15 protein-coding genes and 1 pseudogene are annotated in these 17125 nt (G+C 64.5%); 5 read left to right on the top strand and 11 right to left on the bottom strand.

Annotated elements, in window-relative coordinates; genetic code table 11:
* Nucleotides 1-3: 3 nt before the first annotated feature.
* Nucleotides 4-987, top strand: coding sequence for a type II secretion system F family protein (locus FHX11_RS28460; RefSeq protein WP_184364303.1), 984 nt, complete (start codon nucleotides 4-6; stop codon nucleotides 985-987).
* A gap of 144 nt (nucleotides 988-1131) precedes the next feature.
* A complete protein-coding gene (locus tag FHX11_RS28455; protein ID WP_184364301.1) occupies nucleotides 1132-1776 on the top strand; it encodes a LysE family translocator in 645 nt (214 codons plus the stop codon).
* 4 nt (nucleotides 1777-1780) lie between these two features.
* Here the strand turns inward: FHX11_RS28455 and FHX11_RS28450 are convergent, their stop codons facing one another.
* The gene (locus tag FHX11_RS28450; protein WP_184364298.1) at nucleotides 1781-2608 is read right to left on the bottom strand and encodes a tetratricopeptide repeat protein; all 828 of its coding nucleotides are present in this window, start codon (nucleotides 2606-2608) and stop codon (nucleotides 1781-1783) included.
* Nucleotides 2609-2754: 146 nt separating this feature from the next.
* On the opposite strand from FHX11_RS28450, the gene FHX11_RS28445 reads away from it, so the two are divergent.
* From FHX11_RS28445 to FHX11_RS28435, 3 genes are all read left to right on the top strand, one after another.
* Complete coding sequence (locus FHX11_RS28445; protein ID WP_184364296.1) at nucleotides 2755-4146, top strand: M17 family metallopeptidase; 1392 nt, start codon at nucleotides 2755-2757, stop codon at nucleotides 4144-4146.
* Between the two features lie 118 nt (nucleotides 4147-4264).
* Entirely contained in the window at nucleotides 4265-4615 is a 351-nt protein-coding gene (locus FHX11_RS28440; protein WP_184364294.1) for a MarR family winged helix-turn-helix transcriptional regulator, read from the top strand.
* A gap of 11 nt (nucleotides 4616-4626) precedes the next feature.
* Nucleotides 4627-5481 (top strand): NlpC/P60 family protein, encoded by an 855-nt coding sequence (locus FHX11_RS28435; protein WP_184364293.1) that lies wholly within the window; start codon nucleotides 4627-4629, stop codon nucleotides 5479-5481.
* Nucleotides 5482-5495: 14 nt separating this feature from the next.
* Here the strand turns inward: FHX11_RS28435 and FHX11_RS28430 are convergent, their stop codons facing one another.
* The 10 genes and pseudogenes from FHX11_RS28430 to purU all read right to left on the bottom strand — a co-directional run.
* Nucleotides 5496-6890, bottom strand: a complete 1395-nt coding sequence (locus tag FHX11_RS28430) for an amidase (RefSeq protein ID WP_184364291.1) — start codon at nucleotides 6888-6890, stop codon at nucleotides 5496-5498.
* A 25-nt stretch (nucleotides 6891-6915) separates the two neighbouring features.
* Nucleotides 6916-7776, bottom strand: coding sequence for an ABC transporter permease (locus tag FHX11_RS28425; RefSeq protein ID WP_184364674.1), 861 nt, complete (start codon nucleotides 7774-7776; stop codon nucleotides 6916-6918).
* Nucleotides 7777-7778: 2 nt separating this feature from the next.
* A complete protein-coding gene (locus FHX11_RS28420; protein ID WP_184364289.1) occupies nucleotides 7779-8732 on the bottom strand; it encodes an ABC transporter permease in 954 nt (317 codons plus the stop codon).
* Nucleotides 8733-8780: 48 nt separating this feature from the next.
* Complete coding sequence (locus FHX11_RS28415) at nucleotides 8781-10310, bottom strand: ABC transporter substrate-binding protein (protein ID WP_184364287.1); 1530 nt, start codon at nucleotides 10308-10310, stop codon at nucleotides 8781-8783.
* Nucleotides 10311-10474: 164 nt separating this feature from the next.
* Nucleotides 10475-11392: a LysR family transcriptional regulator gene (locus FHX11_RS28410; protein ID WP_184364285.1), complete on the bottom strand. Its 918-nt coding sequence runs from the start codon at nucleotides 11390-11392 to the stop codon at nucleotides 10475-10477.
* Nucleotides 11393-11407: 15 nt separating this feature from the next.
* Entirely contained in the window at nucleotides 11408-12406 is a 999-nt protein-coding gene (locus FHX11_RS28405; RefSeq protein WP_184364283.1) for a P1 family peptidase, read from the bottom strand.
* 206 nt (nucleotides 12407-12612) lie between these two features.
* Nucleotides 12613-12807, bottom strand: a complete 195-nt coding sequence (locus FHX11_RS28400; RefSeq protein WP_184364280.1) for a hypothetical protein — start codon at nucleotides 12805-12807, stop codon at nucleotides 12613-12615.
* Nucleotides 12808-13317: 510 nt separating this feature from the next.
* The gene (locus FHX11_RS28395) at nucleotides 13318-16245 is read right to left on the bottom strand and encodes an aminotransferase (protein WP_184364278.1); all 2928 of its coding nucleotides are present in this window, start codon (nucleotides 16243-16245) and stop codon (nucleotides 13318-13320) included.
* A gap of 134 nt (nucleotides 16246-16379) precedes the next feature.
* Nucleotides 16380-16931 carry a hypothetical protein gene (locus FHX11_RS28390; RefSeq protein ID WP_184364276.1) on the bottom strand — a complete coding sequence of 184 codons (552 nt, stop codon included), beginning with the start codon at nucleotides 16929-16931 and terminating at the stop codon, nucleotides 16380-16382.
* Between the two features lie 95 nt (nucleotides 16932-17026).
* Nucleotides 17027-17125 (bottom strand): annotated as a pseudogene (gene purU, locus FHX11_RS28385) (formyltetrahydrofolate deformylase); the annotation flags it as partial.

Below are 17125 nucleotides of genomic sequence, written 5' to 3'. Positions count from 1 at the left end.
CCCATGTCATCCGCCGATTTCGCCGCCAAACTGACCGATCCCGGCACGGTATTGGCCGTCTTCGTGGCGATTGCCGTCTTCGCCACCTTCTATACGATTGCCGTGCCTTTTCTTGAGCGCGGCGACCTCGCCAAGCGCATGAAGGCGGTTTCAACCGAGCGCGAGCAGATCCGCGCCCGAGAGCGCGCCCGGTTGAACGCCGACGGTGGCAAGGCGTCCCTGCGCAGCCAGAACAATCAGAGCGTCCGCCAGATCGTCGAGCGCTTCAATCTTCGCAATGCGCTGGTCGACGCCAATACCGTCAATCGCCTGCGCGCCGCCGGCCTGCGCTCCGAAAATGCGCTGAACATGTTCCTGGTGGCGCGTTTCCTGCTGCCCTTCCTGTTCCTGGCCGTCGCCGTCTTCCTGGTTTTCGGCCTTGGCTACTTTGCCGCCAAGCCCTTCGCCATGCGCCTGCTCGGCGTCATCGGCACCGCCTATTTCGGTTTCTATTCCCCGAATATCTACATCTCCAACCGGGTAACGAAGCGCCAGAAATCCATCAAGCGCGCCTGGCCGGATGCGCTCGACCTGATGCTGATCTGCGTGGAATCCGGTATCTCCATCGAGGCGGGCATGCGCCGCGTCTCGGAGGAAATGGCCGAACAGTCACCGCCGCTTGCCGAGGAAATGGTCCTGACCACGGCGGAATTGTCCTTCCTGCAGGATCGCCGCACAGCCTTCGACAATCTCGCCGCCCGCACCCAGATCGAGATCGTCAAATCGGTGACGCAGGCACTGATCCAGGCGGAGCGCTACGGTACGCCCGTCTCTCAGGCCCTGCGGGTGCTGGCGCAGGAAGGCCGTGACGAGCGCATGAACGAGGCGGAAAAGAAGGCCGCCGCCCTGCCGCCGAAACTGACGGTGCCGATGATCATCTTCTTCCTGCCGGTTCTGATGGCCGTCATCCTCGGCCCGGCGATCATCCAGGTGATGGACAAATTCTGAGCGGGGTGACTTGCGGCCGGCGCGGGGCGGGCTTAGTCTCCGGCTCCGCGCAACTGGCAAGGTAAGATGGACGACCATCGGGGAACGCGGGAAGAACAGCGCCGCTTGCCTGGGCAGATCTCCAACCGAAACGGGAGTTGCCGCATGACATCCATAGCCATCTTGTTCAGCATTCTCGCCGCCGTCCTGATCGGGGCGGTCAGTCCCGGACCGAGCTTCGTTCTCGTCTCCCGCATCGCCGTTTCGCGTTCGCGCCGGGCCGGTCTTGCCGCGGCCTTCGGCATGGGCACCGGCAGCGTCATCTTCGCGACGCTCGCCTTGTTTGGCCTGAGCGCGCTGCTGATGCAGGTCGAATGGCTCTATCTTGCCCTCAAGGTCGCCGGCGGCTTGTATCTGATCTATATCGGCATCCGCATCTGGCGCAGTGCCGCCGAGGATCTCGCCATCGATGCGCCGGCCTCGCCGGATGGCGGCAGCGTCTGGCGCAATTACGGCTTCGCGCTCGGCACGCAGCTCAGCAATCCGAAGACCGCGATCTTCTATGGCAGTATCTTCGTGGCCCTGCTGCCGGCACAGCCGGCTTTCTGGCTGCTGGTCGCCTTGCCGCCGGCCGTCTTCGCCGTCGAAGTGGGCTGGTATACGATCGTGACGATCGCCTTCTCGTCGAACCGCCCGCGTGCGCTTTATCTCGGCTCCAAGCTCTGGATCGACAGGGTGGCGGGTGTCGTCATGGGCGCGCTCGGCGCCCGGCTGGTGGCCGAGGGCTTGCCGCGGCACCTCTGGCGCTGAAGCGTCAGTTCACCGCCTTTTTCGCATTGTCGCTGGCGGCGAGTTTCTGCCAGGAGTTCTGCTGGGACAGCATCGCGCGCAGATAGGCCACATTGGCGTCGGCCTGCTGCGGCGTCAGTTCCTGCCGGGCGATTTGCTCGGCCTCGGGGAAGCGGCCCTGCAGGCCGACGACAAGTGCCAGGTTCTGGCGCACGCGGCTGTCCGCCGTCGGCTGCGCGGCGGCGCTGCGCAGATAGGCTTCCGCCGTCTTCAGGTCGCCGGTCAGCACATAGGACATGCCGAGATTGGACTGGACGGATGGCTCGTTCGGGGCGAGCACCAGGGCGTCGCGATATTTGCCGCGCGCTTCCGTGGAGCGGCCGAGCTGATCGAGGATCGCGCCTTCGGCCGAAACCAGCCGCCAGTCCGGCCGGTCCGGCAGCTGCGCGCGGTCGATGGTCGTCAATGCGTCCTGGAGCTGGCCCGCCGCGGCCTGTGCCTTGCCATAGGCCGCGAGCACGCCGCGATCCTCCGGATGGGCGATCGCCACCTGCTGCATCACCGCCAGCGCCTGATCGTTACGGCCGCTCATGCGCAGTACATTGGCATAGTTGATGCCGGTATCGCGGTCCTTCGGATTGGCGTCGTAGGCTTTGCCGAGGCTCACGGTCGCCTGGGCGAGGTCCGCGCCGGTCATATCTTCGACCGGCTTCGACACGGTCGGGATAGAACCCGTCGTCATCCTGTCCTTGCCCGTCGTCGAGCAGCCTGCAAGTGCAAGAGCCAAAAGGGTCGCCGATGCGCCACGGAAAAGGAAAGTCTTGAGTGAAGACGTGGAGGCGGCGGCGGACATGTCCCTATCCCTGAATGTCGGAGTCCTGCGTCTGGCCTCGAATCGGAACAGGGAAGGTTTGACGCAATGTTCGCTCCAGCAATAATCTGTTAACCCTAACAGAGAGTTAACCAGCGATTCCCTGAAATCATCGCCAAAGGATAGTCATGGCCCCCTATCAGTACATCGAGCGCCCGACGCCCTTCAATTCGAAGGGGGGCGCGACGCTGCCGATCTTTGCCGTCACGCCGGCACATATCGAGACCGGCACCATCGATCCCATCGCCCTCGATTGGGCGCGAAAGGCCGGCTACAAGGCCGACAGCGGCTCGCTGCTGCTGATCCCGACGGACGAGGGCCATCTCGGCGGCGCACTGTTCGGGCTCGGCTCCAATCCCTCTGAACAGCCGTTCCTGACCGGCAAGCTGGCGCGCAGCCTGCCGGCCGGCGAGTGGCATATCGAGACCGCGCCGCTGACGGCGAACCGGCTCTCGCTCGGCTTCGGCCTCGGCAGCTACCGCTTCGACCGCTACAAGTCGGAAAAGGCGGCCGGGCCGACGCTGATGATCCCGCGCGATGCCGATGCCGCCGACATCAAGCGCCAGCTCGCCGGTGTCTTTCTCGCCCGCGACCTCATCAACACGCCGACCAACGACATGGGGCCGGAGCAGCTCGAAGCCGCCTTCCGGGCGCTCGCCGAGCATTACAAGGCGGAGATGTCCGTCATCATCGGCGACGACCTACTGAAGGAGAATTTCCCGCTGGTTCATACGGTCGGCCGCGCCAGCGCCGATGCGCCGCGCCTCCTGGAACTGCGCTGGGGCAAAAAGGGCCATCGCCGCATCACGCTGGTCGGCAAGGGCGTCTGCTTCGACACCGGTGGTCTCGACATCAAGCCGGCCTCCTCGATGCTCTTGATGAAGAAGGACATGGGCGGTGCCGCCAATGTCATGGGTCTGGCGCTGATGATCATGGACGCCAAGCTCAAGGTCGACCTGCGCGTCATCGTGCCGGTGGTCGAAAATTCGATCTCCGCCAACGCCTTCCGCCCCGGTGATATCTATCGCAGCCGCAAGGGCCTGACGGTGCAGATCGACAATACCGACGCCGAGGGCCGGCTGATCCTCGCCGACGCGCTCGCCTATGCAGACGAGGACGCGCCGGACCTGATGATCGACATGGCGACGTTGACCGGGGCTGCCCGCGTCGCGCTCGGCCCGGACCTGCCACCCTTCTTCACCGACGACAACGATCTCGCCCGCGACCTCACCGAAGCCAGCCTCGAGACCGACGATCCGCTCTGGCGCATGCCGCTCTATTCGGGCTACGACAAGGATATCCGCGCCAAATTCGCCGATATCACCAACGCCCCCTCCGGCGGCATGGCCGGCTCGATCACCGCGGCGCTGTTCCTCAAACGCTTTGTCACCAACACACCGAGCTGGGTGCATTTCGACATCTACGGTTGGGCACAGAGCGAACGCCCCCATTCGCCCGGCGGCGGCGAGGCGCAGGCGATCCGGGCGCTGTATCATCATATCCGGCAGAGTGTGCGGTAGGACACTATAACCCCCTTCTCCCCGCATTGCGGGGCGAAGGGGTTGTTGAATCCCCCTTGAATCCGCCACGATCTTGGCCGAAACTGAAACGGTAGCGTAACGATCTTCGGGGTTGCCCTTGCCGCTGGAATTCACAGCCTCGCAGGCTCTTGGCCTCTGGCATGGCGTGGTGCTCGAGCAGGTGCGCCGCGAGGATCATGATCTGACGCTGCGGCAGACGGCGATCCTGCTGCAAATCTATCTCGTGCCGCCGCCGCATACGGTGCGCGGGCTTGCCGCCACCCTCGGCGTTACTAAGCCGGTCATCACCCGCGCGCTCGACACCATGGGCGAGATGGGGCTGGTCGACCGCGTGCGCGACGACCGTGACCGTCGCAATGTCATCATCAAGCGCACGGTCAGCGGTGCGCTCTATCTGGAAAAGCTCGGTGATCTCGTCATCGCGCAAGGCCGCAAACTCTCAGTCTAGGAACAATTTTCATGACGCTCGACCGCCGCCTCCATGCCTTCCGGCCGGACCTTGCCGAAGCCTCCCTTCGCGGTCAGGTCGAGGCCGAACGCTTCGTCGAGGGCGTGAGAGCGCAGGTCGTGGTCCCTGTCGTCGCACTGCGCCCGCAGCCGGATCTGGCGCGGGGTATCGATACCGAGCTGCTGCTCGGCGAAGAGGTCGATGTCTTCGAACGCAGGGATGGCTGGGCCTGGGTGAAGGCGGTGTCGGACGGCTATGTCGGTTATCTGCCGCAAGGTGCGGTGAAGGAGGGGCTGGCGGCGCCGACCCATATCGTCGTGCCGCAGCGAACCTTCCTTTATCCGGAACCGGAACTGCGCAAGCCGTATGCGGCTGTGCTGTCCATGGGCAGCCGCATTCGCGTCGCCGGCACGGCGGAGGCGCGCGGCAATCATTACGTCGTGCTTGCAGACGGCACTGCCATCTTCGCCAAGCATGTGCAGCCGATCGGTTACAATGATGGCGGCGACTATGTCGATGTCGCCGCGAAATTCATGGAAACGCCCTATCTCTGGGGCGGCCGTTCCGGTCTTGGCGTCGATTGCTCCAGCCTCATCCAGCTTGCGCTCCTGATGACCGGCCGCTCAGCGCCGCGCGATTCCGACATGCAGGCGGCCGGGCTCGGCGAGCCGATCGCCCGCGAGGAGCTGCGCCGCGGCGATTTCGTCTTTTGGAAGGGCCACGCGGCGGTGATGGAAGACGCGGAAACCATCATCCACGCCAACGGCAACACCATGACCGTCGCCCGCGAGAATTTCGCCGCCGCCGTCGAGCGTATCGGCTGGCTCTACGAATATCCCACCGGCTATCGCCGTTTGGCCGGCTGAGCCTGTCGAAGGAATTACGCCGCGGGTGGCTTCGGCCAGTTCGCCACGCCGCCGGTCCAGGTCTCAAAAGCCTTCGAAAGCTTCAGCACCAGCATGTCGTTGAAACGCGGGCCGACGATCTGCAGGCCGATCGGCATGCCGGAGCGGGAGAAGCCGCAATTGATCGAGGAGGCCGGCTGTTCCGACATGTTCCAGGGCACGGTGAAGCCGATATGCTCGAAGGGTAGGGCCGGATCGTTGGTGGGCGAGGCCCATTCGGCCGGATAGGAGACGACCGGATTGGTCGGCGACAACACGGCGTCGACCTCGGTGAACAGCCTGCCGCAGCTCTTGCGCATCTCGATCGTCTGGTTGAAGCCGCGCACGGCATCGACGCCGCTGACATCGGCGCCGCCCTTCGCCCATGTGTGGATATAGGGCAGGATCATCTCGCGGCGCTCCTCGCTCAGATTGACGATATCGCCCCAGAAGCGCGCCCGCCAGAAGACATCCAGCCCATCCAGCATCTGCCGCGTCAGCACCGGCGCGACATCGACGATGATGGCGCCGGCCTCCTCGAAGCGCCGGGCGGCGGCAATCACCGCATCGCGCACTTCGTCATCGACCGGCAGGCCGCAGCCGGCGTCGAGCATCAGCCCAATCTTCAGCCCGCGCACGTCGATATCGAGATCCATCCAGTCGATATCATCGGGCGGCAGGCTGGTGCCGTCGCGCCAGTCTGGGCGGGAGAGCGTCGCCATGGAAAAGGCGGCATCCTCGACCGTGCGGGTCATCGGCCCGGCGCAGCGCCCGACATAATAAGGGTCGACGGGGATGCGGCCATGACTCGGCTTGAAGCCAAAAATGCCGGTCCAGCCCGCCGGCAGGCGCACCGATCCGCCGATATCCGTGCCGATATGCAGCGGCCCGTAGCCGGCGGCGGCGGCAGCCGAAGCACCGGCACTGGAGCCGCCCGGATTTTGCGTGGTGTCCCAGGGGTTGCGGCTGAGCTTATGGAAGCTGGAGAGACCGGAAGACAGCATGCCGTAATCGGGGCAGGTGGTCTTGGCGAAGATCACGGCGCCATCCTCGCGCATCCGCGCCGCGATCGGTGCGTCCTCGGCGGCGGGAACGAGTTCGACGGCGGCTGTGCCGAGCGGCACCGGCTGGCCCCTGGTGGCGATGAGTTCCTTCAGCGTCACCGGAATGCCGTCGAGCGGCCCGAGCGGCGCACCCTTGGCCCAGCGTTCGGTCGAGGCCGCGGCCTGCTTTCGTGCCTCCTCCGGATCATAGGCGTAGAGGGCGGCGATGGTCGGCTCCCAGGCCGCGATATGCGTTTCCAGCGCCTGCCAGTATTCGCTGGGCGAGAGGCTTTTTGCGGAAAATTTCTCGAGGAGCTCGCGGATGGAAAGGTCGGTCGTTTCGGTCATGGTCTATACTCTTTGTGATCTGAAATCAGCGGCTGGCTTCGCGCGGATCGAGGAGATCGCGCAGGCCGTCGCCGAGCATGTTGAAGCCGAGGACGGAGAGCGCGATGGCGAGACCCGGCAGGATGGCGAGCCAGGGCGCCAGCCCGAGATAGGTCTGCGCATCCGCCAGCATCCGCCCCCAGGTCGGCGCCGGCGGCGGCACGCCGAGGCCGAGGAAGCTCAAGCCCGCTTCGGTGAGGATCGCCAGCCCGAGCTGGATCGTCGCCTGCACGATGATCACGCTCAGGATGTTCGGCAGCACATGCCGCGTAGTGATCGAGAAGGCTGTGTTGCCGAGGGCGCGCGCCGCCATCACGTAATCGCGGCTCCAGGCCTGCAGGGCGGCACCCAGCGACACGCGGGCGAAGACCGGAACCATGAAGGTGGCGATGGCGATGATGGCTGTCAGCCGCCCGGTGCCGAGGAAGGCGCCGAGGATCATCGCCGACAGGATCGGCGGCAGCGCGAAGATGACGTCGCAGGCGCGCATGACCAGGGCCTCGAACAGCCCGCGCCGGGCAGCAGCGGCAACGCCGATCATGGTGCCGATCGTTCCGCCGATCGCCACCGCCGATACCGAGATCGACAGCGAGTTCCAGCAGCCGACCATCAGCATCGACAACACGTCGCGGCCGAGCTGATCGGTGCCGAGAAGTCCGAAGCCGAAGGGTGGCTGCAGCTTGTGGATGATCTGCATCTTCGCCGGCGGCACCGGCGTCCAGAACAGCGACAGGATGGCGACGCCGATGAGCGCGAGGATGATGATCGCGCCGGCGACGAGATTGGCGCGGCGCAACGTGCGGAACCGCATGCGGCGAAACCTGGCGGAAGCGGCGGTATCGGCCATGGTCATCGCGCCCCTCCGCTGCGAAGCCTCGGATCGATGACGAGATAGGAGAGATCGACCAGGAAATTCATGACGATGACGAGGGCGGCGAAGAACAGCACGACATCCTGCATGACGATGATGTCGCGCTGGCTGAGCGCCTGATAGGCGAGGCGGCCGAGGCCGGGCAGGTTGAAGACGTTCTCGATCAGCACCGCGCCGGCGACGAGGAAGGTGAATTGCAGGCCGAGAATGGTGAGGACCGGCACCAGCGCATTCGGCACGACATGGCGCCAGAGCACGCTGCCTCGCGATAGGCCCTTGGCCACGGCGGTGCGGGCAAAATCCTCGTGCAGCGTGTCGAGCACGGCCGAGCGGGTGACGCGGGTCAGCACGCCCGCCTGCGGCAGGGCCAGCGCCACCGCCGGCAGGATGAGCGCGCGCAGCGCCGGCCAAAGGCCGTTACCCCAGCCGGGAAAGCCGCCGGCCGGCATCCAGCCGAGCGCGGTGGAAAACAGCAAGATCAGCAGCAGCGCCACCCAGAATCCGGGCACGGCGATGCTCATCTGCGAAAACAGGGTGGCGACGATGTCGAAGACGCCGCCGCGCCGGGCAGCGGCGGCAACGCCGAGCGGCACGGCGATCAGGACGGACAGGAGGATGGCGAGGACCGCCAGCGGCAGAGTCACGGCCAGCCGCTCGACGATCAGCCCGGCGACGGGCACGCCGTAAGTATACGAGTTGCCCAGATCGCCGGTCAGCGCGCCGGCGAGCCACTGGCCGTAGCGGATGATCAGCGGCTGGTCGAGCCCCATCGCCTGCCGGAGCGCGGCGAGCGTCTCCGGCGTCGCCGACGTGCCGAGCGTGATGGCTGCCGGGTCTCCCGGCAACAGCGCCATCACCACGAAGACCAGCAGCGAAACGGCGATCAGGGTCAGGATGAGGCCCACGATCCGGCGGGTGAAAAGTATGATCATCGCATGTCCATAGCCGGATCACGCCCGGCTGCGCCGAGCCGACAGCACTCAGTCTTCCCAGGAAACATTGGTCAAAACGTTCGACGGGATCGGCTCGTTCTCCCAGAGCCCTTTCAGCTTCCTGTCCCAGACTCCGAGCTTCGGCATGACGAAGAGGAAGAGTGCGGGTGCATCCTCGGCAAGGATCGTCTGCGCCTCGCCGTAGAGCTTGTCCTGCTCGGCCGGATCGGCGGTCAGCTGCACCTTCTTCATGAGCTCGTTGAAATCAGGGTTCTTATAGTTGAAATAATAGGGATCGCGCGAATAGATGTCGATGTCGCGCGGCTCGGCATGGGCGACGATGGTCATGTCGTAATCGCGGCCGGTCAGGACGTCCTGCACCCATTTCGCCGGAAATTCCGTCGGCTCGATGTTCATGGTGACGCCGATCTCGGCGAACATCGCCTGCATCACCTGCGCGCTTCTGGGCGCATAGGCCATTTGCGGCGTCTTGATGGTGAAGGTGAAGCCGTTCGGATAGCCGGCTTCGGCAAGCAGCGCCTTGGCCTTGGCGGTGTCGTAGGGCAGCGTGCCCGTCAGGTCCTTGTAGCCGGGGTCGTTCGGCGTGTAGTGGCTGCCGATCGGCGTGCCGAAGCCGGACCAGGCGCCCTCGATGATCGTCTTGCGGTCGAGCGCCATCATCAGCGCCTGGCGCACCCGCTTGTCGTCGAAGGGCTTGCGGGCATTGTTCATGCCGGCGACGACCTTGAGCTCGGTATTGCCGACCTTGGTGATCAGCCTGGTATCGCCGTCGAAGGAGCTCATCAGCTCCGGCGCGCCGAATTCGGGAAAGGCGTCGATATCGCCGGCCTTCAGCGCGGCGGCTTCGGCCTGTGGGTCAGGGATGAAGCGGAAGGTCACCTTCTCGAGCTTCACGTCGACGGATTTGTTCCAGTAGTCGGGGTTCCTGGCGAGTTCCACCCGGTCGCCCTTGGCCCAGGCGGAGAATTTGAACGGGCCGGTGCCGACGGGCGCCGTCTTGTCGTTGGCGGAGGATTTCGGTCCGACCATGACCGAGCAGGGCCAGCCGAGCCAATAGAGCAGGCTGCCGGTCGGCGAGGACAGATGCAGCACCAGCGTCTCGGGGTCCGGCGTATCGATCGAGGCGATGGAGGCGAAGAAGCGCTTCTGCGGATTGACGGACTTGGCGTCGCGGGCGCGGTCGAGCGTGAATTTCGCCGCCGCCGAATCGAAGACCTGGCCGTCATGGAATTTGACGCCGGTCTGCAGCTTGAACGTATAGGTCAGCCCGTCGGGAGAAATCTCCCAGTTCTTGGCGAGCTGCGGCACGATCTTGCCGCTCTCGTCGATCGCCACCAGTCCTTCGAAGATGTTCTGCCAGGTGACCTGGCCGATGGCGACCGGCGCGGCAATTGTGGGATCGAGGCCGGCCGGCTCGACGGTCATGCCGATATTCAGCGTCGTCTTGGCGGCCTCGGCGGGGTTTAGCCCCATCAGCAGAAGGCCGGCCGAAAGTGCCGCGCCACAGGCAAGACGACGGGCGAAACCGCCCAGCCCCGGACGTCGATATTTGGTCATCTCAATTCCCCTGCTACGGCGCGCGATGCCGTTTTCTTCCGGCATGCACTCCTTTTTTCAAAATAGTGTCATCTCGTCGGCGCACACACAATTCCGAAAATGTGTGCTCGGTGTAGCCGATATGGCTACACTCTTTCCGTTCGCTTGAAATTCATTGTTTGCGATCACGCGCCTCTCCTTTTGCCGGAGACCTGCTCGCGCATGAAGCGTTCGATGAAGTCGAGCAGCTTGCCGGCGGCGAAGGACAGTTGCCGGTCGGGCGCGACGCAGAGATCGATCGGCGTCGTGATCCCCTTGCCATCGGCAATCGGCACGGCCATGAGCTGACCGGCCTGGATTTCCCGCTGCACGGTCAGGGCCGGCAGTAGCGTGATTGCGGCGCCCCGCAGCACCAGCTCCTTCTGCATCTCCAGCGAGCTGGTCTCGAAAACCGGATCGAGCACCAGTCCCTCGCGCTCGAACAGCATATCGAAAGCCTGGCGCGCGCCGAAGGAGCGATCGGGCAGGGCGAGTGAATGTGCCGCAAGCTCGGCAAGGGAAACCTCCCTGCGCGCCGCCAGTGGATGAGCTGTCGCGGCGATCGCGTCATAGGTGATGTCGGAGCGCAGCCGCACCTTGGTTCCCGACAGCGGCGGCGCGAACAATGTCACGGCGATATCGGCCTCGGCGCTGTTGACCGCCTCGATGGCGGCGCCGGCGCTGGTGATGGTCACCTCGAACCGCAGCTTCGGATAGCGCAGGCTGAATTCGGCGAGCGCCGGCGCCAGCAGGTTGGCGACGGTGGCGCCGCTGGCATAGATGCTGACGCGGCCGCGCCGCAGGCCCTTCAGGTCGTCGATGAGCTGATGCACATGGTCGAGTTCGCGCAGCGTCCGCCCGGCGCGCACCGCCAGAAGCTCGCCGGCGGCGGTCAGCTTGACGCCGCGGGCGCTGCGTTCGACCAGCGGCGTGCCGAAATGATATTCGAGATTCTCGATCTGCCGGCTGATCGCCGTCGGCGCGACGTTCAGGTTTTCCGCGGCCTGGCGCATCGAATTGGTGCGCACCAGCTCGTCGAAATAGATCAGCGCCCGGATCTGCATGGATCGGACCTCCGCTCAGGCGATGCGATCGGCGAAGCGGTCCCGCCAGGCCGGCTGGGCTCCCTCGACCGGCAGTGCCGTCGCCTCATGCACGCCGCGGGCGATGGCGCGCGCCATCACGCTGGCGGCGAGATGACAGAGCTCCATGAAGCTCGCCATGTCATCCCGCTCGCGCTTGGCCGTGGAGGCGGCGAAGACGGTATCGCCGTCGAGCGGCAGATGTGCCGGCAGCAGCGCGCGGGCAAGGCCGTCATGGCCGCAGATCGACAGGCGATGCGCTTCCGCCTTGGTCAGTTGCGCATCGGTGACGATGGCGCCGATGGTGGTTGCTGTGACATTTCCGCCCTTCAGCCGCAGGCGCGTGTCGATGGCCTCTGGCATGCCGAGCCCGCCGAATTCGTCGTTCTCTTCGAAGGGCGCGGCCCAGAAATGCGGTCCGTCGCCGATGGTGGCCGTGCCGAGGGCATTGACCGCGACGATGGCGGCGATGCGATGTCCCTGGCTGCTGACGGCGCTGGCTGAGCCCAGCCCGCCCTTGAGCGTCGCCGTCGTGGCGCCGGTGCCGGCGCCGACCGTGCCGAGCGCGAAGGCGCCCTTGCCGGCAGCCTTGAAGGCGGCGTAGCCCATGTCGCGATAGGGCGAATGGAGGCCCCAATCCTTGTCGCCACCATTGATGAGGTCGAAGAGGATCGCCTGCGGCACCAGCGGCACGCGCGCCGTCCCGACCTGCAGGCCGCGACCGATCTCGCGCAAGCCCGCCTGAACGCCACCCGCCGCATCGAGCCCGAAGGCCGATCCGCCCGACAGCACCAGCCCGTCGACGGCGTCGACCGTCATGGCCGGATCGAGCAAAGCCGTGTCCCGCCCACCCGGCGCGCCGCCGAGCACGGTGCAGGAGGCGACCGCCGGCGCATCGAAAATGATCGCGGTGACGCCGGAGCCGAGCGCAAGATCGGTAGAATGACCGACGGCCACGCCGTCGATATCGGTCAGGAGATTGAGACGATCAGCCAATCAGAAATCCTTCGCCTTCCGCAGCGCTAAGCTGCCATGGCGATAGGATCGCAAAGAGGGGCAAAAGACAAGATGGGTTTGGGGGACCCCGATGGCCGCCTCGCCCTTCGAGGCTCTGACGTTTGCACTGATGCTTCAACGCCAGGGCACCTCGGGGTGAGGGCACGTGATGTGACGATGCAAAAAGTGGCGATGAAGCCGACCCATCAAACGTGGATCGGCTTGGCCTGTTGGCGAATGAGGAGATCGCGGATGGCGAGCTTGACCTCGTCCGTGTTTCTGAAACGCTGCTCATCCAGATCGTGGACGTGGTACTTCACGGCGATGAACTTCAGGCGATCATGATCCGGAATGACGATGCCGACGGGAACGCCGGCGTATTCGATGACTTGCTTCTTCATAAAAGATACTCCCACTGCGCCCTTGCGGCGCAGACATGGCGAATTGACTGTTTGAATCCGATAAGGGGACGAACGTCACATTCGACAGCACGGGCGGGAGAGTGCGCCCGAACGGTCATGGTCAAGCACGGACCGCCCAAGGATCGAAGCGATGACTTTGATATTCAGCATGTCACTTTCCTTAGTTGGCGTTGTGCTTGTTGAGGCTCCTGGAGGGAGCCGGTGATCCGGTGCGTTATTGTCTACAACATTAGTAGATAATAACAATTCCATCTCCAGAAACATATTCCGAAAGATGTCAAAATATCGACGATCGGTAAAATATAATTCCGTACCTGGCTGATTGCTGAGCAGACTGTATCAACCTGCGCGCGACCTCCCGTAGCGGAACGGCATCGCCGATCACCGACAAACAGATAGGAATTACCGCGAGATTCGACAATCCCCCCGAAAGCATTAAATCGTCTCGCCGCCAAATCACCCTAATGGTTAACACCCTGGCCGAAGGGGTTAGACGGCGTCTTCCAAAGCCTTTTCCAGGGCTTGGACGAAGAAATCGGCGCTATCCTGCGAAAGGCAGAGTGGCGGCTTGATCTTCAACACATTCAGGTGATCGCCGGTCGGCTGCATGATGACGCCGAGATCGAGCAGCCGGTCGCAAATGGCGGCCGTCTCTTCCGTGGCCGGCGTCAGCGTCTCGCGGTTGCGGACGAATTCGACGCCGAGATAAAGGCCCGTGCCGTGCACCGCGCCGATCAGCGCAAAGCGCTCCATCAGCGCGATCAGCCCCGCCTTCAGATGATCGCCGACCGTGCGGGCATTTTCCTGCAGGCCCTCGTCCCGGATGATGTCGAGCACGGTAAGGCCGACGACCGAGCTCACCGGGCTGCCGCCGGCCGAGGAGAAGAAATAGCCTTCCTTCTCCAGCGATTCGGCGATGTCCCTGCGGGTGATGACCGCGCCGAGCGGATGGCCGTTGCCCATGCCCTTGGCGATGGTGATGATATCCGGCACGACCTCCTGGCTCTCGAAGCTCCAGAAATGATGGCCGAGCCGGCCGTAGCCCACCTGCACCTCGTCGGCGATGCAGAGGCCGCCGCGTTCGCGCACGGCGGCATAGACCTCGGCGAGATAGCCGCGCGGCAGGGCGATGCCGCCGGCATTGCCGTAGACGGGTTCGGCGATGAAGCCGGCGAGGCCTTCGCCCCTTTCGTCGATGGCTTGCAGCAGCGTCGTGACGCCGGCCACATAGTCCGGACCCGAATGAGGACCCCGGAACGGGCCGCGATAGGTGTTGGGCGAAACGACCGGGTGCACCCAATCGGGCCGCGTCGTCAGCGCCTGCGGATTGTCGGCGATCGAGGTGGAGACCGCGTCGCTCGCCAGCGTCCAGCCATGATAGGCTTCCAGCAGGCACAGCATGTTCCTTTTGCCCGTATGGGCCCAGGCAAGCCGGATGGCGAGATCGTTGGCCTCCGAGCCGCTGTTGACGAGGAAGACGCTGTCGAGCCCCTCCGGCGCCAGCGCCGCCAGCCGCTCGGAAAACTCGGTGACGGCGGCATAGTGGAAGCGGGAATTGGTGTTCAGCCGCGACCATTGCCGCTCGATCGCCGCCGTCAGCCGCGGATGCGCATGGCCGAGCATGGTGACGTTGTTGACCATGTCGAGATAGGCGCGGCCCTCGACGTCGAAGAGGAATTCGCGCCAGCCGCGCTCGATCTGCGGCGGGGTCTGGTAATAATGCTTCTGCGGCCTGGCGAAATGTGCCGCGCGCCGGGCAAGCAGGGCGGCGCCGTCTTCGCGCGGCGCCTCGCAGGTCGGGCTCAGCAGGGCAGCGGGCGAGGGGCAGACCGCCGCCCAGCCCTCGGCCTGGTGGGCGGCGGCAAAGAGCGGCGGCACCAGCGAGGGCAAGCGGCAGAGCTGCACGCGCAGGCCGCCGACCGTGGAGGCTTCGCCGGCGATGGTGCCGATGATTGCACCCTGCTCGATGGCGGCGCCGTCTTCGAGCGCGCAGTCGATGCCGTCGAGATGCAGGCTGACCGCTTCGCTCGTCAGAACCAGATGCTGGCCGTCCCATTGGATATGCCCGGCAAAGGGCGCGGTGACCGTCGTTCCGGCAGGCAGGCAGACATCGCTGTGCAGCGCGAAATTCTGTGGCGGCGCCATGGCGAGCAGCTCGGCGCGCGACAGGCGGAATTCGCCGTAGCGCGTCGCCGCCGTGCCCGAGGCGATGGCTTCCTTGGCAAGCAGCCGCCAGTCCATGTCGGGCTTCAGCCAGTTGCCGTCTGAAAAGAGCGGGCTGGTTGCGGAGAGATCGACGGCGGCGATGGCATCGGGCGCGATATCCGGCAGCAGCGCCGACCAGCCGTCGGTGGCAAGCGGTGGGGTATCGAGGCCGGCGGCGCGAAGGATCGCCGCCTCCATCACCTCCGGATTGGCGCCGGTCGCGACATCGAAGATCTGGCGCTCGTGATCGAGATTGCCGCGCACATAGTCGTTCTCCGGATCGATGGCGAGCTGCCGTTCGCTGCTGGCGGCCAGGATCACCGCGCGGGCGACGATCAGCGGCCAGAGTGCCTTCAGCTCCGCCTCCTCAAGCGGATAAACGGCATGATAGGCGCGGACGGCGGGGAGAATGGCGAAGGGATCGCCTTCGGCATGATGCAGCAGCGAGGCGCAGGTGACGGCGAGATCGCCCACCAGCCAGCCCTGGATGATATCCCCGAAATCGATCACGCCGTCCGGGATCGGCTGTCCATGCGCATCCGGATGGCAGACGACATTGTCGTCGGTGACGTCGTGATGGACAGGCTGGACGCGAAGCGCGCCCGCGAGCGGCTGAATGCGCTTGACGGCCGCAACCATCGCCTTGGCGATGCGGTCGCGCGCCTCGTGATCGGTGATCGCCGACAGCAGCTGCACGGCGACCGGCCCGGCGCGGCGCAGATCCCATTGCAGATTGCGCTGCAGGCCGGGATGCTCGAAATCGGCAAGATCCCTGGCAAGCCTTGCCGAGAGGGCGCCGAGTGCCGAGGTCGAACCGGCGGGTAGATGCTTGCGCCGGGTCAGCGACTGGCCGGGAAGGTAGCTCAGAAGCCGGACGAGATAATCCTGCTCGCGAAGGGTTATGGTCAGAATATCCCGCCCGTTCAGCGCCGGCACGACATTGGGAACGCGCGGCGCATCCGGCTTGGCGAGCAGGTGGCGAATGGCGGCATTCTGCGCCTCCAGCTCGACCGCGTCATATTCCGCCCGGCAGATCTTCAAAACATAACTATTGTCGCCAGCGTCGATGCGATAGTTGCGATCCTGCTGGCTGCCGAGCTCGGAGAGCGTTCCGGCGAGACCGTAATGCGCCTGCAGGATTTCCGCCGCCTCCTCCGGCGTGATGTCCGGTCTTGGCAGTTGCATGCGATTGACGAGCGCGGCGTCGGTCATGGCTCCCCCCGGATGATTCATCTCGGACGACACTAACCCATTCCGTCTTAAAGAAAATTACCCAAAACAGATAGGGTGGTCGCGCAATGAGAAGGAAGATAGGTCGCGCGATGCAGCCGGCTAGGCGTTATCGCTTATTCGACCCCGATGGAATAGCTGCAGCCGGCCAGCGTCTTGCCGGGAAGAGTGTCAACGGTGAAAACCCTAAGGGAAATGCGCCTTGGCAGCGGAGGGTAAGCGTATTCGTGTTGCTCCTTGCTTGACGAGACTTCCTTCTCTCCAAGGAATTTGTCCGGCCGGTCGACCGCCGAAGTGACGCCAAGTGTTTTGGCGAGCGGATGGGGATCAGGCTCGTCGAGCACGGCCAATGGTCCGCTGGAGGTAAAGACGATCCTGTTTGTTTGCCGTCCAAACACGGTGACAGGAGCCGAAAGCTTGAACTCTTGCAAAAATGGGTTGGACGACGGCATTTCGCTGAGACCGAGCTGCTTCATAGCCGTCGCGCTGTCCGGTCCGGTCAGCCACATGGCAAAATCGTAGTAACCCGCGATATCGTAGGTTTTGCATTCGATCAGCTTGGCAAGGTCAATCTTGGAAGGGTCATCTTGCATTGTGGCTGCGTGCGATACTGGCGCGCTCAGAAGGAACGCCGCCAGCAGCAGCGTTCCATCGCGATAGATTGACATGTCCTATCCTTGATCTCCGGGACGATTCGATACCAGCGGTATCAAATCGTGCTTCAAGGCAAAAAGAAAAGGAAATTGGCGAAGTCGCGCGCGCTTCAGCCCATCCGTTCGGATGCATAGCTTCCGGGGCTTGCCGGGAAGACGATGGTGCGGTTGCCGTTGAGGAAGGTGCGGTAGTGGATATGCGCATGGAT

Source organism: Rhizobium sp. BK602 (assembly GCF_014195095.1).
Classification (GTDB): Bacteria; Pseudomonadota; Alphaproteobacteria; order Rhizobiales; family Rhizobiaceae; genus Rhizobium.
The sequence above is the reverse complement of the archived record's forward strand: the minus strand, read 5'-3'. Positions and strand labels throughout refer to the sequence as shown.

Excerpts from the sequence above, each read along its gene's own strand:
- FHX11_RS28460 (WP_184364303.1), top strand. The coding sequence starts at position 4 with ATGTCATCCGCCGATTTCGCCGCCAAACTGACCGATCCCGGCACGGTA.
- FHX11_RS28455 (WP_184364301.1), top strand. The coding sequence starts at position 1,132 with ATGACATCCATAGCCATCTTGTTCAGCATTCTCGCCGCCGTCCTGATC.
- FHX11_RS28450 (WP_184364298.1), bottom strand. The coding sequence starts at position 2,608 with ATGTCCGCCGCCGCCTCCACGTCTTCACTCAAGACTTTCCTTTTCCGT.
- FHX11_RS28445 (WP_184364296.1), top strand. The coding sequence starts at position 2,755 with ATGGCCCCCTATCAGTACATCGAGCGCCCGACGCCCTTCAATTCGAAG.
- FHX11_RS28435 (WP_184364293.1), top strand. The coding sequence starts at position 4,627 with ATGACGCTCGACCGCCGCCTCCATGCCTTCCGGCCGGACCTTGCCGAA.
- FHX11_RS28430 (WP_184364291.1), bottom strand. The coding sequence starts at position 6,890 with ATGACCGAAACGACCGACCTTTCCATCCGCGAGCTCCTCGAGAAATTT.
- FHX11_RS28425 (WP_184364674.1), bottom strand. The coding sequence starts at position 7,776 with ATGGCCGATACCGCCGCTTCCGCCAGGTTTCGCCGCATGCGGTTCCGC.
- FHX11_RS28420 (WP_184364289.1), bottom strand. The coding sequence starts at position 8,732 with ATGATCATACTTTTCACCCGCCGGATCGTGGGCCTCATCCTGACCCTG.
- FHX11_RS28415 (WP_184364287.1), bottom strand. The coding sequence starts at position 10,310 with ATGACCAAATATCGACGTCCGGGGCTGGGCGGTTTCGCCCGTCGTCTT.
- FHX11_RS28410 (WP_184364285.1), bottom strand. The coding sequence starts at position 11,392 with ATGCAGATCCGGGCGCTGATCTATTTCGACGAGCTGGTGCGCACCAAT.
- FHX11_RS28400 (WP_184364280.1), bottom strand. The coding sequence starts at position 12,807 with ATGAAGAAGCAAGTCATCGAATACGCCGGCGTTCCCGTCGGCATCGTC.
- FHX11_RS28395 (WP_184364278.1), bottom strand. The coding sequence starts at position 16,245 with ATGACCGACGCCGCGCTCGTCAATCGCATGCAACTGCCAAGACCGGAC.
- FHX11_RS28390 (WP_184364276.1), bottom strand. The coding sequence starts at position 16,931 with ATGTCAATCTATCGCGATGGAACGCTGCTGCTGGCGGCGTTCCTTCTG.